The 14,805-nt window shown below is 44.4% G+C and carries 7 protein-coding genes; 1 reads left to right on the forward strand and 6 read right to left on the reverse strand.

Features of this window, described 5'->3' with window-relative positions; all coding sequences use genetic code 11:
• Positions 1–406 precede the first annotated feature (406 nt).
• Positions 407–1,411: an HNH endonuclease gene (locus NSTC731_RS00645; protein WP_445629157.1), complete on the forward strand. Its 1,005-nt coding sequence runs from the start codon at positions 407–409 to the stop codon at positions 1,409–1,411.
• Here the strand turns inward: NSTC731_RS00645 and NSTC731_RS00650 are convergent.
• The 6 genes from NSTC731_RS00650 to NSTC731_RS00675 all read right to left on the reverse strand — a co-directional run bounded on the left by NSTC731_RS00650 (position 1,395) and on the right by NSTC731_RS00675 (position 14,758).
• On the reverse strand, positions 1,395–2,696 hold the full coding sequence (locus NSTC731_RS00650; RefSeq protein WP_445629158.1) for a hybrid sensor histidine kinase/response regulator: 1,302 nt from the start codon (positions 2,694–2,696) through the stop codon (positions 1,395–1,397). The two genes, NSTC731_RS00645 and NSTC731_RS00650, sit on opposite strands and share 17 nt — an antisense overlap.
• Entirely contained in the window at positions 2,693–5,524 is a 2,832-nt protein-coding gene (locus NSTC731_RS00655) for a CHASE2 domain-containing protein (RefSeq protein ID WP_445629159.1), read from the reverse strand. Before NSTC731_RS00655 ends, NSTC731_RS00650 begins: the two co-directional genes overlap by 4 nt.
• Positions 5,525–5,711: 187 nt before the next feature.
• Positions 5,712–6,698, reverse strand: coding sequence for a DUF928 domain-containing protein (locus tag NSTC731_RS00660; protein ID WP_445629160.1), 987 nt, complete (start codon positions 6,696–6,698; stop codon positions 5,712–5,714).
• Positions 6,699–6,891: 193 nt separating this feature from the next.
• Positions 6,892–9,450, reverse strand: a complete 2,559-nt coding sequence (locus NSTC731_RS00665; protein WP_445629161.1) for a CHAT domain-containing protein — start codon at positions 9,448–9,450, stop codon at positions 6,892–6,894.
• Positions 9,451–9,537: 87 nt separating this feature from the next.
• On the reverse strand, positions 9,538–12,192 hold the full coding sequence (locus NSTC731_RS00670) for a two-partner secretion domain-containing protein (protein WP_445629162.1): 2,655 nt from the start codon (positions 12,190–12,192) through the stop codon (positions 9,538–9,540).
• A 106-nt stretch (positions 12,193–12,298) separates the two neighbouring features.
• Positions 12,299–14,758 (reverse strand): two-partner secretion domain-containing protein, encoded by a 2,460-nt coding sequence (locus NSTC731_RS00675; protein WP_445629163.1) that lies wholly within the window; start codon positions 14,756–14,758, stop codon positions 12,299–12,301.
• Positions 14,759–14,805 lie beyond the last annotated feature (47 nt).

Raw genomic sequence — 14,805 nt, forward strand, 5'->3', positions numbered from 1 at the left:
ATCTGGAATGCAGCCGTAAGCATCAATAGTGCAAAAAATCTATCGGCAATTTTGCTTAAGAGGTTGAAAGTTACAGCTTAGAAACTCGGAGTTTGAGTAGAGAATTTGATGTTTTAAGTTCTAAAGCTCAAGTTCCGAGTTTTAAAGCTCAACGATCAAAATCGGCGATCGCTTTCAAGTTTAAAAAAAGAATGCAACAAATAGACCATTTGTAGAGACGCGATGAATCGCGTCTTCTTCACCCAAGGATGTGTTGCAATCATTAATTGAATTGGTATAACATACACAAACAATATAAAGTGATTACTATATATTTAAAATTTTTGTAAGTAAATTCGTCATGAATGCTGAGGTGCTTCTTAGTTTAAGAAAGAGAAACTGGAGCAAATACTCCACAGCAGAAAACATGGATTTTATCAACGAAGCACAAAAGTTGACAGATACGGTTAGAGATAAAGCTCAAGAAGCAGCTAACAATGTGGTAAACGGGATGAATGAGGTAGTTGATGGAATCAAGAACGCTACTAGCGAGATAACTACTTCAAGTGTCCATGCAGTCAATGATTTACAAAGTTTGTCAACCATCGCAACACAATCAGGTTTTCAAACTGTTCAAAATGTTAGTAAAACATTTCAACAAACTGCTGTTGGAGTTGCCGCATCTAGCATGGTTATGGCTGATGCTTTGCAAAATTTACCAAAAACAGCTGCCGAATTAGCCCAAGAGATGCCCAAGATTGCAAATAGGCTGAGATATCGTGCTGGCGTTCGGGTGGGAGACTTACCTCGCTCTGATGCAAATGTGATGAAGCTTTTTGAAAAAATTCCTGGCACATCAAAGCTAGGAGGTAAAGAATATACAATTCGTCAATTTCTTAGAGATAAGCATGGTAGCCACATCAAGCCACGTTCTCAAGGTGGATCGAATGCTGCTGATAATATCCTTTGGGAAGTAGGTGTTGATAATTTTCGCCGAGGTGCTAAAGTCATGACCGTTGGCGAACAGTTTTATATTCGAGTTTATAATGCAGTAGATTCTATTATCAGCAATTCTGGGACGATCGCGAAACTTGGGATTACTGCAACGGGAACAGCTATTCTCACTCAGGTTGTAGTCACGGCGATTTCTTACTCTTTGGATCTTTATCGAGGTGACATCACTGTTGAAGAGTATAAAAATCTAATTTTTGAAGCAGCAAAAGCAGCAGGTATTGCAACACCAATTGTTTTTTTTGTTTTGGTGGCTGTGTTAGCTTTATTTCCCGAATTTACAGTTATTTTGTCAGCACCAGTGGTTGTTGCAGGCTTCAATGCTTTATTTGGTATTAGTATTGCCACACCTATTATTCAATCGCTAGTTCGTCATATCGAAGCTGGAGGTTTTGGCATAGAAACTACATCGGCAGAGTAATAATAAATTTTGTCCCCTCACCAGGTATTGACAAGCATTTGACTTGTCCGTTGTGTTTGTCAACAATAATTTGGTAGCTGATCGCTAATCCCAGTCCGGTTCCTTTGCCTACAGCCTTGGTTGTGAAAGATTGCTCAAAAATTCGAGATTGCACCTCAGTCAGCATACCAGGGCCGTTATCTTGGATACAAATTGTGACGGCTTTTTGTTGGGTATCAACCGATGTGGTGATGGTGATGATGTTCGGGCAAGCAGCAATATCTCGATCGCAATTGTTTTGATGGAGTTCATCAAATGCATCAATGGCATTGGCGATGATATTCATGAACACCTGATTCAGTTGTCCGGGATAGCAACTGATTGGAGGTAACTCACCGTATTGTGTGACAACCTGGATTTTAGTGCGATCGCCATTGCCTTTGAGTCGATGTTTCAACAGCATTAAGGTGCTATCAATTCCTTCGTGAATCTGAAACTCCACCTGAGATGAAATATCTGCGCGAGTAAAAGTTCTCAAAGAGAGACTGATATCTTTCAGACGGGTAATTCCTTGGTGCATTGATGCCAGTAGTTTTGGCAGATCCTCTGTCAGATACTCCAAGTCAATTTCTGCAAGAAGCTCTTGAATTTCCGAGTCTGACTGCGTTAGCTTCTGCTGTTGCAGGCTGACCAGGCGAAGGAGATTATTTACATGTTCCTCAATATAAGATAAATTTCCGCCAACAAAACCAACCGGATTATTAATTTCATGACCAATACCTGCAACCAACTGCCCCAAAGTAGACATTTTCTCACTCTGGATCATTTGTAGTTGGGTTTGCTGTAACTGTTGGAGAGATTGAGTTAATTCTCTGGTGCGTTCTTGCACGCGTTCTTCTAGTGTGCGGGTGAGATGGGAAATTTTCAGGTGTAATTTTAAACGGGCAATGACTTCTTCGTATTGGAAGGGTTTGGTAATGTAGTCAACTGCACCTATTTCCAGTCCGGCCACCTTATCTGTAGAATCGGATAGGGCAGTCATGAAAATCACCGGAATCTTCTGGGTGATCGGATTGGTTTTCAGTCTGCGACAAGTTTCAAATCCATCAATACCTGTCATCATCACATCCAAAAGAATCAGATCGGGATGAGCGTATTCTGTTTGTTCGATGGCTGACTCTCCATCTGTTGCCATCAGGGCTTTCCAGCCACACTTCTGAATCGCTTCCGATAGCACTTTAAGATTGTTTGGATTGTCATCCACTAATAAAATATGTATGGGTTTCGAGATCGGAACAGCGATCATGGATGTAACTCCGTTGTGACAAATGATTTGAGTAACTTACGGATTTTTCCGGTTTGGAAATTGGCAGTGAGTTTGCTTAACTCTGCTGCGAAGGGAGCTAGTTGACTGTTTTCTTCAATTAGTTCTCTTAACATTCCCTCAATCGCCGAGATATCTCCCATCATTGCCAGATGATAGAGTTGTTGTAAAACATCTTGGGATGGTAGAACCCATTCACTACTAGTTATCTGCTCATTTTTGGAAGGCGAAGATTCGGCATATATCCATTCCACTCCCAAGAGCGATCGCAATCTATTGAGTAGTTCGTCAATCTGGAGGGGTTTGGGTAGAAATGCTGTTGCCCCTGCCTCTAAACTCCGCTGACGATTTGACTCAAAAACGCTGGCACTAGAAACGATGATCGGAATAGAACGGGTTTGTGGATTGGCTTGGAGGTGAACCATTAGCTCAAAACCATCCATATTGGGCATGGCTAAATCGAGTAAAATCACATCTGGATTGTGTTCAATTGCTATTTGTAGCCCATGTTTGCCATCGGTGGCTTCTAGGGTTCGACAGCCAATTTCTTGCAGCAGATTGGTCAACATAGAACAGTGGTTGCGATCGTCATCGACAATCAGAATTTGAGGCGCACTACCCTGAATCCCAGTAATTTTTTGGGGAGTTGGGATGTAATCCGTCTTAGACATCTCTCCTCCAAGCCAGTCATGAGCGAGTGGTACTGATACTGTCAAATCCAGCCAAAACAGACTTCCTTCACCCAGGTGACTCTGCACCTGAATTTGGCTTTCCATCAATGCCGCAATTCTTTGGCTAATGGCCAATCCCAAGCCAGTACCTTCAGATCGTTGCCCTGCTTCACCCACTTGCTCAAAGGGCAAAAAGATTTTCTCCAGTTGATCTGGTGACATCCCAATACCTGTATCTTCAATCTGAAAACGAATCTTTTGATGTGTCATTTGTCCTTTGTCCTTTGTCATTTGTTTAGACTCGTGACCAATGACCAATGACGAATCACTAATGACTTCCACTTTGAACGTTACACTACCGTTGTCTGTAAATTTGATCGCGTTGCCCAGCAAGTTAATTAACACTTGCCGCAGCCGCTTTTCATCAACTTCAACGGCCAGTGGTAGGCGATCGCTAATTAAGATATTAAATCCAATTCCTTTCTGTTCAGCCCGGATACCACAAATCTCTGTTACACCATGTAAGAAACTAGGCAAATGCACGCTAGTGACAACTAAATCCAATTTCCTTGCTTCTATCTTCGAGAGATCGAGAATGTCATCGATCAGCATCAAAAGATGCGAACCGCATTGGTAGATAATGCTGACTCCTTCTAGGTTTTTAGCTGTCATGTTTGGCGATCCTTCTAGTACCTGGGCAAAACCAAGGATGCCATTGAGAGGTGTACGTAGTTCGTGGCTCATGTTGGCGAGAAACTCACTCTTGGCCTGATTGGCAGCATCGGCAGCTTGCTTTGCCTCCACTAATTCATGAGTGCGTTCTTCGACTTTTGTCTCTAGGGTTTTGGAATAATCTAATAGTTGACTGTTGGCAATTTCTAGTTGGCGATTTGTTTCTTCTAACTTTCGCTGTTTATAGGCATTAGTTGTTGCAATCACACTACCGATAAACGCGGCTAAGGTGGGTGTTATCGGAATTAAAACGCCAGACAAAAACATCCCATAGCCACCCCCTATACAGGCTCCACTGATGCCTACAGTTGCCCAAAGAATTTTGCCGCCGGGAATCCGCAGTTTGCTACTGGATAACAACCAACTGCCTGTAGAACCAATGACAGACGACAAAACAATCCAGAGTGATAAAGAAATGCCAGAAACACCGTGCAGACTGGCATTTCCTGTTTTTGCTCCTCGTACTAGTTGATGAGCAATATTGGCATGAACAACCACACCTGGAGTCGGTTTTTGAGCAGAGATCCAGGAAGAGAAGGGTGTACTGAAGAAATCATTGGTACTGGAGGCAATCGATCCAATAAATACCATGCGATCGCGCATCAAATCTGCCGGAATTTTCCCTGCTAATACATCGCGCATCGCAACTGTCCGAAATGCGGCATCTGTTCCATGCCAATTCAGCAGAATTTGATAGCCTCCTAAATCGGCATCGGTATAACCTGCTTCTTGATTTTGCAGTGGTAAGTAAATTTCTTTACCCAACTGAAACTTTTGTTTTTTGGGGTCAATGCTTTCTAAACTAATTTTTTCAGCTTCGAGGTACTTTAGGGCTACAAGGGTTGCTAGTCCGGCTTTAATAGTGTTTTTCTCTTTGGCATCTTCAGCTGTCAAGAGGGCGCGACGTACAAAGCGATCGCCATCTAACACTAAATCTGCTAATCCTACCCGATCCTGTTTTTTCAATTCCGGCGGGGGATTGACGCGTTCGCCAGTAATTTTCTCAACTCCGATTAAATTGGGAGTGTTGCGAAAGACTTGAACAAGTTGCTCGTGTCCGCTTCCTTCCGGTAAATCTCGATAGAGATCCAAGCCAATGGCTCTTGGCTGCTGCGCCCGGATTTTTTCTAGTAATCGTGCCAGCGCCCAGTCGGGAACTGGCCATTTACGCACCGATTGGATATCGCGCTCATCGATTGTAACAATCACAATCTCATCTGCGTAGGCGTAGCCCGCCATAGGCATCGCCTGTGAAGATCGCTGACGAACCCATTCGTCACGAATTTCCCATTCCGGTAAATTGAAAAGTCCCAAAGATTGCCCAACTATAACCGTCAAGGCAACGCTAGGAGTAATAATCAAAACGCTGCGAGTACGTTGGATAAAAGTCTGGAATCTGCGCCACATATTTGTGTCATGCAATGGGGATTGGGGAAGGTAGGGTTCCCTCTGGGGATAAGAGGTAATGGGGACTGGGTGGAAGTAATACCAATTTGAAAAAAGAATCGGACAAATAAACCCTTTGTAGAGACGCGATTCATCGCGTCTTTACCCAAGGATGTGTCACTATCCCATACCCATGCCCAAATTGGTATTAGTTAGTAGATGCTAATAAGTTCGCTGTTACAATCTCCTTCAAACTCACTGAGGATAAAAGTTCTTCCCATTGTTTGCGGAGAGTTGCATTGTTAGGTTGAGTGGTGTATACCGATGCAAGTGTTGCCACACAGTCATACCAAACACCGTTTTTACCCAAAATAGTAGCCCGCTTCAAAGCATCTTGCTCTTGGATTGCTGTTGCCAACTCAGCGCTGGGCTGGATACGCTGAATCCAACCATCGACGTAGGGCGTACTCGGACTGAGTTGACCATCTACTTTCAGGGCTAGGAACCATTGATAGTTTTTACCAACGGCTAAAGCGGGTGCATTAGCTGGTAATTCGATCGCGATTACCCCAGTTTTTCCTGCAACTGAAATGTTCATCTGATGTTGCATATTGCCAGCTTCATCTTTGAGGCTGAACACTGCTTCTTCGGCATTGGAAGCTGGGAGATACACCAAGATTGTGGGACGTTCAGATACCGTTGTGCCATAGAAATTTTGAGGCAAGAGGGCGATTAGCGCTGCTGGTTGCGTTGTATTTGTAATCGATGGATTCAAGTAGTAAGTACCAACGCGAGAAGCACCCGCACTTGCTTGTTGGGGAGCGCCTTTGCCAGGGGCAGGTGTAAAAAGGTTGCCGCGAGAAGCTCCTCCAGTTGCCTGTCTGGGCGTACCTTTGCCAGAGGCAGGTGTAAAGAGGTTGCCACGAGAAGCTCCTCCAGTTGCCTGTCTGGGCGCACCTTTCCCGGCAGCAGGTGTAAAGAGGTTGCCACGAGAAGCTCCTCCAGTTGCTTGTCTGGGCGCACCTTTGCCGACAGCAGGGGTAAACATACTACCGCGAGAAGCTCCTCCCGTTGATTGTCTGGGAGAGCTACTGTTGGGGGGTGGGGTAAATGTAACAGCGTGGGCAGTAGTCCATGTACTGCTAGCGATCAGAGCGATGACGCTCAATGTACTAGCTATATACCGACGTTTCATGATTTTTTCCTTATGTCATTGAAATGTGATACAAACAAAATACGTTTCTTTCGACTATGTTCAGAAGCTCAGATAATAAGTCTAAGTAGGAGTAAAATCAGGGAACTTCTACTAGCAGTATAGGCGAGCTTCTGATGAAGTGCTGTAAAAAATAGCCTAAATTATTTGCAATTGACTCCGTTGTATTACTTAGCTAAATCCAGTTGCCGATCAAAACAAAGCCAGACCAAAAGAACGGTTCGTGGAAATCAGTTTGGCGAATTAGGCTAATTTGTGCTTGTCTTAGTGCTTCGGCTTTAGTGATTTTGGGTTGTCGGAGTTGGTCATAAAAGCGAGTCATGAGCATCGCGGCTGCCCGATCTTTGACGGGCCATAGGGTGGCGATAGTTGAGCGAGCGCCGGATTTGACAGCCAAGCCCGCTAGTCCCAGGACGGCGCGATCGTCGCCTGCGGCAGTATCGCAGGCACTTAGTACCAGCAACTCGATGGCTTTTGATGGATCGCTACCGCGATTTTTCAGGAGTTCAGATAATTCTTTAACATTGACTTGTCCATCCCAAGTGAGCAAGAAGGTGTCTTCGAGGCGGGAACTAAACTGTCCGTGGGTTGCTAGGTGGACAATACCTGCACTACTAGATTTCACACGTTCAGCAAGGGCTTGACTGGTAAATTCCTGATTCAGCAACATCCTAGAAGATACCGTCTTTGAGATTTGTTTCACTTCTGATTCCACGGCGGGCAAAGCACTAAAGCCAGCGCGAGATTGGCTAATGCCACCGACGATCGCACTGATGTGGTTTTGCGATCGCGTCGCCATTAGTTGCAATCCTGGTGAGAGTGCCACAGCATACTTCTCAATCAGATATTGCTTACCATCAAAAAGAGCTGCTATGGGAATGTTCCGCAATCGACCATCCAAAACAAACACCAATGTCTTGGTATCAATAAATGCTTGCTCTGCTGACTCTGGACGAATCAACCAACCATAAATTTGTTGAGATAATCGATCTCGGTCTTTAGAATCCGAGACAGGGTTAAGCGCAACCAAAAAATTGTCTAGAGTCTGCTCAATTTCAGCTTGCGATTTATGAGTGACATAGGAACGGAGTGGTTGCCCTGCTTTGGAGAGAATTACTGTTAAACGATCTGGCAGGATGATTGGATAAATGACGGTTGCAGTGGGATCAACCCGATCGATCTGTTGAGTTTTATCTAAACAGGCTTCCCGAAAAAAGTTATCGAGTTCCGCAATTTGGAGGGATTCAATCAATTCACGAGCTTGGATTAGTTCTGCTTGACTCGGTTCATTCTCTAGAAGTAAATCAACCAGTTCTCGGTAGACAGGCTCCACACTGGTGCGAAAAGAGAACTGGACATCAGGGTTGATAGCCACCAAATCTCCCCGCAGTGCCTTTAAAGCGTTGACTGCTTCTGTATAGGCACTAATCGCTTTTGAGCGATCGCCTTGTTGTTTATACAACTGTCCCACCTGCCAAGCAGATTGAGCAATGATATCGTTAGCTTGGAGTTGGCGAGCAATGTTGAGGGATTTCTGAGTTAACTCCTGTGCTTCAGATAACTGCTGTGTACGCTGATAGAGTTTTCCCCACTGATTTAGTGCATGAGCTTCGGCTTGAGTATCCTGGATTTGCTGTGCAGATTTCACTGTGACTGCCATCAGTTGCGCCAAATCTTTCAGCGGTAGGATTTGGTCAGAATTTGACTGGTGGTTGAGAGTGGCAACAAAATTGATCGCTGCGTAGAGTGAGGTGTGACTGGGGTTCAGTTCCCGAAGTTCTTGGAGTAGTTGAGGTGCGAGTGGGTTAGCAAACTCCAGTTTGTCGTAATTGAGGAAAAGTTTGAACTGAGCTAAACGCGCTTGTAATCGATCGCTTGGGTTAGTTGTTAAGAGTTGGGCCTGTTCAAAGTAATTTAATGCTGATTCTGGATCTTCCAAGTCAACGGCAGTTTGGCCGAGGCTTATCAGGATAGAACTTAACTGGGGTTGGGCTGAAATTTGGCGAGCGATCGCTAAACTTTGCTCTAAAATCTGTTGACTTTTTCCAGAGTCGCCAATTATTTGCAAAGCTAAACCAAGCGATCGCAGTCCACTGACTTTGATTTCTGAATCTGGCATTGCTCCCAGCTTTTGAGTCAGTACCTCTAACTGTTGTTTAGAACGGCGGTAAAATCCTAAAGTTTGTAAAGCTTGTGCCTGGTTGATTTGACTACCCAGACTTCCCATTGTGTCGCCTGCTTGCTCATAAAATTTTTGAGCTTTTTGCCAACTTTCGAGGGCGGTTTCGGCTTTGCCAGTATGCAATTGCAAATTTGCTTGCGTATTGAGTGCTTGTGCCCAGAGAATTGCATCAGCAGAGGGAATAGAGGTTTGTAACAGTTTCAAACTTTGCTCAATAGACTGTTGGGCTGCTTGCCATTGATTAAGCTCCTGTTGTGTCAGTGACAGGTAACTTAAACTTAGAGCTTCGTTCAGGCGATCGCCTTGGGTATGATACTGTTGTGCTGCCGTTTGCCAAATCGTTACTGCTTCTGCAAAGCGTCCTGAATGGTAAAGGTTTCGTCCCTGTTCTAGCCAATTGGTCGGTTGAGAAGTCGATGCTGACACATTCAGAGTAGAAGTTGTTGGTACTGGCAAAGACGCTCTAGTAGGTGTAATGGTTATTGCCAAACACAAGCTCAAAATACTCAGACTGATATATAGCCAACGAAGTTGTTTAACTTGGAAACCCATAAGTAATTATCACTACCATAGTTTAGTGGTCTGTATACTATATCACTTTGAAATTTAATCAACTTGGTTATAAGATTCCTGAGCAAATTAACTCTTGGGAACTGCATCACAAGTTAAGTGGGGCTGTATATTTGCGGTAGATTGGGTTGCAATTAATTCGATTTTGCCGTTAGCATTGCGCTGCCAAGAAGTGGCTTCAACGAGGACTTTTGGGGATACAGGTATCTGCGTAGTTACCCGATCTGTATCTGTTTTTCGGTAAGCAGACAAATCTCGCAAATCGTCCCAAGTGCGTAGGCTAGCTACTTGCTGATTGGGATTTTGCGGCACACCACCCCGACCCGTTGCAACAAATTTACTGCTTTCATTAGCAGAACAACCTGTAGCAATTTGCTGCGATGGATTGGTTACATTTGCTGGTAGTTCGACTAAGCCGGAATTTGGATCGACACCAATATTATTAACTTGAACAGTGCCACTCACTCCAAATTGGGAACTGGCGGTGATGTCGCTTTCTGGGGTGAGTTGGGGACGAAATTTCAGCCCAAAGATGCCTTGAGTGGTGATTTGAATATTTCCACCGCTTCCGAGTACTGCATTGGCAACGATATCGCTATCTTCGTCAGGAAGGGCAATAATAGCTCCAGCAGTAATATCAATGTTACCTCCGGTAGAAGTACCAGTGGCATTAGTTGTAATATTACTGCCACGACGTAACAGCAAAACATCATTTGCTTGGAGGTGAATGTTACCTTGACTACCTCCTTTGACTTCCGATCGCAGACTGGCTTTATTGTCGAGGAAAATATTATTGGCTGTAATATTCAAATTACCTGCATCTCCGCCTCCTATATTGCTCACGGTCACTTCCGCACTATTACGTATTTTGACTGTATCAGATGTAATTTTTATCGTTCCGGCGTTAAAATTAGTTGTTGAAGATGCTGCGATCGCACTGGGTACAATTTGACCGTTAGTTAAAGGTTGAGACATACCCTGGATATCAATGTTTTTAACCTGTAAGTTAATATTCCCCGCATTTGCCTGACCCTGGCTGGAAGAGGTGATCTGTCCTCCATTAAAGAGCCGTAGGTTGTCAGCAGTTAAGGCGATATTTCCACCTGAACCTACTGAATTATCACTCACGGAAACAGTAATGCCACCAGGTAATTTGCTGATAACATCAATTACTGGATCGCTAACTGCTACCTCTTGCGCCTGAATGGTGATATTTCCCGCTTTCCCTTTTCCTGATAAAGTACTGCGGATAGACCCGCCATTAAAGAGATGCAAACGTCCAACATCGATTGAGATATTTCCCGCGTCTCCTTCTGTTTGACCAATTCTCGTACCCACTCCAGACAGTAGTAGAGAGGGTGTGTATCCTGAGATATCAAGGCTCTCAGTTGCTCGGATTGAGATATTTCCAGCCTTGCCCGTGGGAGGAGAGATACCGTTAAAGGGTATCAAAGATGTACTGACGATTCCACCATCTTGCAGCCGCATTCGATTTGTTTCGATGGAAATATTTCCACTCTGATTGTTCTTGCCACCAAAGAGAGTGGTGGTAATCGAGGTGGGGATTTGAATAAATGGATTAGAACCTACCACCTCTACATCTGAAGCCCGAACAGTTACATCTCCCGATCGAGAATTGTTGCCATTAGAAGAGGACTGAAGCCAAGCTCCATTTGCTAACTTTAAGCGTCCTGTCTCTACTGTTACATCTCCAGCTCGTCCAGTTGCTGGAGGCCCAAAAAAGATACCTAAAGAAGTTCCAATGCCAGGATTAATTTGTCCTGGGAGAGAAACACCCAGCAGATCAACAAAGTCTGTGGTGTTGACAGTAATTCCCTTACCTTGCCCAGCAAAGGTAGTGGAACTAATATTCGACCCATCCTGCACCGTCAACCCACGTCCACGGATGTTGATTGCACCCCCGTTAATTCCACTTGCATCAACCAATGAAGCTTGTTGTAACGTAATTGTGCCCCAATTTGTCATAGCCACAGGACTCGTCAGTTGCCATTGAGCTTGATTTTCTATTTGAATCCCAGCATTTTGCAAAGCCCACAGTTCGATATGCCCATTTGGTGCCGTCAGTTTTGCCCCTGTCATGTCGATTTGACTACCAACTAATGCTAGTGTTTGCCCGGTTTTAACTCGCAAGTCTGCCCCTTGAACTTGTATCGCTCCAGCATTTGCCCCAAGTTGCAAACCCACAGGTACACTTATAGTCAGCAAAGGAGTACCCGAAGCATTTACAGCACTAAATTCCGTCCCATCGGCAAACTTAATACTATTCGCCGTCGTCCCCACAAAGGAGCCACCAATATTCAAGCGGGCATTTGCCCCAAACACAATCCCCGCAGGATTCATCAAAAACAAACTTACCGGGTTACTACTATTAAGCGTGCTAATTAACCCATCAATATTGGAAACATTTCCACCTGTAACCCGACTGAATATAGTTGTAATATTTGGTGTGTTAATTAAATCAAATCTAGCTGAACCACCTGTAGGTACAGAGAAATTACTGAAGCTATGAAATAAATTATTACCTTTTTCAATTCCGTTAATAATATTAAAATTATTACCACTTGGATTGACAATGGTGTTAGTTGTGCCATCGGATGTCACTTGAGCGATCGCACTGTTACACCCCAGGAAGATTACCCCCAATGGTAGCAGTATCTTACAAATTCGATTACTGACACCGAACCTAGTAGAAATTAATTTCATCACGGAATTTCCAATTGTACCTAATTAACTAGGGTTCCCAAAATGGTGTCATCATATATAAAATTTAGTCACTTTTGGAATTGAGCGGCGATCGCGTTTCACCAATTTAATTTGGCACAGCCATACAAGTGAGCGACGGCTGTATATTGCCAACAGAAGGAGCGGCAATTAATTCAATTTTGCCGTCAGCGCGGCGATGCCAAGTTATAGCTTGAACTAGAATATGTGGAGATGGGGGTATTTGAGCGGTGACATTGCTACTTTTGCGGTAAGCAGATAAATCTCGTATATCATCCCAGGTTCGTAGGCGTAGCCCGTCGTAGACATCACTTGCCATCTGATTAGGATTTTGTGGCACACCACCCCGTCCCGTTGCCACAAAGCGACTGCCTTCACTGTCCGCACAGCCTGTAGCAATTTGCTGGGATGGATCGGTCACATTTACTGGTAGTTCGACTAAACCCGAATTTGGATCGATACCAATAGTATTAACTTGAACCGTGCCACTTACCCCAAATTGGGAACTGGCAGTAATGTCACTATCAGGAGTGAGTTGGTTGCGGAACTTCAGCCCAAAGATGCCTTGAGTGGTGATTTGGATGTTACCACCTCTGCCTTGTACTGCATTGGCAATAATGTCGCTGTTTTTTAAGCCGATGATGATGGGTGCATTAATGTTTATATTACCTCCATCACCATTACCGCCTGCTGTTGCTGCGATCGCGCTCTTATCACGCAGTAGCAATAAGTTCCCAACTTGTAAAGCGATATTACCTCCATTACCTGATTCTGTTTGTGCCTGAATACTTCCTTGACGGTCTAATCGGATGGTATTGGCTGCGATCTTGAGACTGCCACCATTGCCGCTACCTTGACTAGTGACACCGACTGTCCCGCCATCTGTCAGCGTTAGGCTCGGCGTGTTAATGCTCACATTACCTGCATTTGCCGTGAGTTTATCCGGTAGATGGAATCTCTGCCGGAGTAGTAGAGGTAGTAGAATGCTAGATGAGTTGATACTGCTGTTATTGCTTCGACTGCGACCGCTAATCTCGATCGATTCCGTGGCGTTAATGCTTATATCTCCCCCATTACCGGCAAAAAATGTAGTTGTCCCAATTGCTCCCCCATCCAGAATTTGCAATTTGGCGGTATCTAGGGTCAAAGTTTTGGCGTTTCCGGTCGCAAAAGTGATTGAGCTAATGTTGCTATATATTCCATCGGGGCCTTCTCCCATGACAGTGGTGTGATTGGTGCGAATCGTCACTTTACCACTGGAGCCACTGCCAAATGTAGCTGAAATCAGCGATCCACCATTTGACACCAGTAAACTATTGGCATTGACGGAGATATCGCCAGCGTTCCCAGAACCATAGCCAGAAGTAGAAAGGCTACTAACCTTTGGATTGATTGGTGACAAGCCAGACAGTTTAATCGCTGTTGCATCAACGTGGATATTGCCACTGGAAGCCACTCCAACTGAAATGCTATTCAACCCCCCTCCCTGCTGGAGGGTAAACTGGGGAGTAATTACACTGATGTTCCCACTAGCTGCGATACCCACAACTTCAGTACGCACCCCACTGCGAATTGTGCTATCAGCTGTTGTGCCAATCAAATCAATCGCCTCTGTAGCCTGAAGGCGAATGTCGCCGCCGGGTATATTGCCTAAATTTCGCGCCAGCACCAGAGAGCCATCGGTGAATTGAATGTGTCGCCCCCGAATTTGAACGGAACCTGCATTCACCCCGCTTATATCTAATAGCGATCGCCCTGTAAGCTGAATATCACCAAACTTTTGCCCATCTTCATATCCCAAAGTATATCCCTGTGCAGTTGGAAGCAAACTAACCAATCCTGAACCACTCACACTGCCTAATTCTACTTGCCCTTGCTTGGCGGTCAGAGTTGCCCCATTCAGATTCAGATTACCACCTACCAAAGCTAGGGTTTTTCCCGGCTGTACCCGCAATTCTGTCGCACTCGGATTTTGAGTCACAAGAGGCAGCCCACCGATATTAGTCAAGCGGTGTCCTGTACCTTGAACAGTGATTGATGCGGGATTATTACCCATTTGCAGTCCAATAGGAACATTGATACTTAATAAGGGGTTAGCTTGGGGATTAATAGCGTTAAATTCAGCACCATCACTAAATTTAATGCTCTGGGCAGTTGTCCCAATAAAGGAGCCGCCAAGATTAAGTTGGGCATTTGCACCGAAAATTATCCCACTGGGATTAAGCAAAAATAAATTAGCGCTACCATTGGCTTTAATTAAACCATCAATATTGGAAACACTCCCACCAGTGACGCGACTGAAGATATTTTGCACATCTGCGGCGTTGTTGAAGATTGCTGTGTTACCTGTGGGTATAGAGAAATTACTGAAACTGTGAAATAAATTCTTACCTTTTTGTATACCGTTAAGAATATTAAAATTATTACCACTTTGGTTGACAACGGTATTGGTAGTACCATCGGATGTCACCTGAGCGATCGCCCTTAGCATCATCCCTGGAGTTAATAACCCACTTGTCAATATAAATACAAAGGGTACGGCTTTCATTATTAAAGACTTCTTTTACTGATTTAAAATTAGAGTTCCCTAAATGA

The sequence above is a fragment of the Nostoc sp. DSM 114167 genome, assembly GCF_052692655.1.